Consider the following 3028-nt stretch of genomic DNA (forward strand, 5'->3'; position numbering starts at 1 on the left):
ATTGATCGACTCTTTTGCACTCTATTGGGATTATGGGAGGTTTTCGATTATGAAGAAAATTGTTGCGATTTTACTTATAGGACTTGTTGCTTTTGGTACCTTTGCCTTTGCAGGACCAGGCCTATGGAAGATCCCCGAGGACGAGATTACCGTTGACGGCGGACCTGGACTCTGGAAAATTCCCGAAGGTTATTGATTTTATTCGAGTTGACATTGTTCCGATTCATTTGAAAAGCTCGGAGATTATTGAACGCCACAATACAGTTATTTCTTCTTCTTTGACACTTATTTCTTTGCGCTGAGAGAATTCTATGAATCTTGTGAGGAGACCTTTTGAGATCAATTGGTCGCCTTTTTCTTCTAGGTACTCTAGCGCTCTTGCTTTCGTTATGGCCTTTCTGTACGGTCTGTCGGTCGTCAGTGCATCGAAGACGTCGGCCGCTGCAACTATTTGGACAAGCGTGTGGATTTCGTCTCCCTTCAGGCCGTCGGGATAGCCATTCCCGTCTATTCTCTCGTGATGATGCCTAACAATATCTCTTACTGCCTTCGGAAAATTCAGATCACTCAGGTAGCGTTCGCCATATACCGGGTGTCTCATTATCTCCGTAAACTCTTCTTCGGTCAAAGATGACGGCTTATTCAACGTATTGAAAGGAATGTCGACCTTTCCATAATCGTGTAGCATCGCGCCGATTGAAAGATTGAAAAGATCGATCTTCTCAAGATCAAGTTCCTTTCCGAACTCATAGCAAATTTTGAGGACGCGAAGAGTATGGAGAGCAGTATAGTCATCCTTAAGCCTTAACTCTCTAATAAGCTGACGGAACACTGAAGAGATGCTCTCGAAAAGGTTGTTCACGAAGTCCTTCAAATGGGGAGAAGTTGTACTATAGAGAGTAAGTGACTCGAATGCGCCAACTGAATTCTCTAGAGCTTTAAAGTGCTCTCCCTTAACCTGCATTATTGACGCTTCAAGAATCAGTGTTTCTCCCTTGATATAACTGGTCATAGATTCATCCGGAAGAGACTTGAGTTGATTGAGATAGTTCTCCGCTCTGGAGATGTTGCCGCTTTTCACGTAGAAGTGCCCAAGAAAAATGTATGATACTGCGATGTCTGTCCATTCGATATGAGAGTTTATGAGCGATTCAAGTTGTTCGGCAATAACTGCCGCTCTGCTGAGGTCATTCATTTGAAGGAGAATCTTCAAGTTAATCATGAGCTTGTACCCGTTTATTGAAACCACATTGCATCCTTCGACCTGATCAAGAAGCTTTATTGCCTCAGCAAATCTGTTCTTCGAGTAGAGATAGTCGATCATGTTCAGCTGAACCATTAGCATTCTTACCGGTGATTCTGCAACTTCTTTTGCTCTCTCATAGAATTTCCATGGATTGTCACCGGTCTGGAGCTGAGTCGAGACCAGACCAAGATCATTGTAGTATTCAAAGCGCTTCTGGGTCGGTACATACTCCTCCAGCTTCACGAGTTCGGCAAAAAGCGAGAGTGTTTCGTCTCCGAAGCCCATTTCAAATGAAGTCATCATATGGAGTATCTTGAGGTTGATTTCCTGTTCCTTTCCACATTCCTCTGCAATTAGATCCACTGCAAGCTTAGAAACAAGGTAAGCAATCTTGTCCTCTGAATTCCTGGCAAAAAAATACGCAAGAGAGTATATTCCTTCTGCCAGAAGTTCACTTTCCACATCGGAGAAGTCAAATACACCCGTCTCGTCGAATGTCTGAGAGTATGCAAAGTCGAGAGCTACCAATACTCCGATATCTTCTCTCGAGAGATCCTCTTCATCAAGAATAGCCCTCAGCTCAGACCTAAAACTCTCGGGATCATCATAGTTAAACCTTAAGGCCAGACCGCAAACTCTAGAATTCTTCAAATCCAACTCCTCTTCCCCTCAGTATTCTATCACGCGACCGGCTTTCTGGTAAAATCGGGATAATGCATGATTACGGCCATCTTGAGGAGTCTTAAGAGATGAGAGTAATTGACCTGAAGCTTTTCTGCCTGAGAAAGCTTATCTTCAGGATCATTTTCCCTTCGCTACTTCTTTAATCATTTGAAATGGAGTGTTAGTGATATCTGAGAGAGGTGTTGTAGGTGATGGAAGTTAAGAGGTTTTTATCTAGAGCTATGGATGAGAATTGCTACGTGGTGGAGGAAACGGACAGGGTGACCATTATCGATCCGGGATGGGGAGTTTCTTCTGAACTTCTCCCTTTTGTAGGAAGTAAGCAAGTGCGTATTCTGCTAACTCACGGTCACGCTGATCACATCTTTGATCTCGATAAAATAATCTCAGATGAGATCGTTATCCACGAGCTGGATAGAGATATGTTGATTGATCCAGAGAAAAGTCTTCTGAATATTTTCGGAAAAGAGGTGCTGCTACTGGAAGAAGCTAAGATATGGACACCCGAGATTCTTGATGGTCAGTGGAAGTGCTTGCATACTCCAGGGCACACAGAGGGTTCTTGCTGCTTCCTCTATGGCGAAAAGCAATTGTTTTCCGGAGATACGGTCTTTTCTAATTCCATTGGAAGAACCGATCTTCCAGGTGGAAATGAAATCGAAATGCAGAAAAGCATACAGCAACTCAGGCGACTTTTCAATGAACTTCCCTGTCTGCGGGTTTTCCCGGGCCACGGACCGGAAGCAACTGCACAAGTTATCTTGAGAGAAAACCCCTTCTTTAGGTAGGAAGCTCCTTCCTGAAATTCCTTTGCTTGAGCTGTTGAAGTTTCTTGTTATGCCTATTCCAGTAGTTCCTGTCAAAGAACCCAACATCTTCTTTCTCCTCTCTAAGTAGAGAAGTCATCTTCCTTGCAATATTCCAGCTCTTTTCGAAGGCTTGACTCGTAAGGACTTCTTCTGACATCTTCCCCCGGTGCAGCAATAAGTCCAGCTCCAGAGGCAGACAGTATTCCTTCCATAGTTCTTTCGCCTTAGAATTTCTTAACAGTGCCAGTCTATTGAATATCTCCCAGTTGCCCCAGTAATTGATTCCCTC

The 3028-nt window shown here is 43.7% G+C and carries 3 protein-coding genes; 1 reads left to right on the forward strand and 2 read right to left on the reverse strand.

The features are described 5' to 3' along the window. Positions 1–223: 223 nt before the first annotated feature. Positions 224–1903, reverse strand: coding sequence for an HD domain-containing protein (locus ENN47_03880; protein HDP77319.1), 1680 nt, complete (start codon positions 1901–1903; stop codon positions 224–226). 248 nt (positions 1904–2151) lie between these two features. Here ENN47_03880 and ENN47_03885 point away from each other — a divergent pair, with 248 nt between their 5' ends. Then, positions 2152–2718 carry an MBL fold metallo-hydrolase gene (locus tag ENN47_03885; protein HDP77320.1) on the forward strand — a complete coding sequence of 189 codons (567 nt, stop codon included), beginning with the start codon at positions 2152–2154 and terminating at the stop codon, positions 2716–2718. On the opposite strand, the gene ENN47_03890 is transcribed toward ENN47_03885, so the two are convergent. Next, the coding region (locus tag ENN47_03890) for a dipeptidase (GenBank protein ID HDP77321.1) at positions 2711–3028 on the reverse strand (318 nt) is incomplete at its 5' end. The two genes, ENN47_03885 and ENN47_03890, sit on opposite strands and share 8 nt — an antisense overlap.

The organism is Mesotoga infera, assembly GCA_011045915.1.
In the GTDB taxonomy this organism is placed as follows: domain Bacteria; phylum Thermotogota; class Thermotogae; order Petrotogales; family Kosmotogaceae; genus Mesotoga; species Mesotoga infera_D.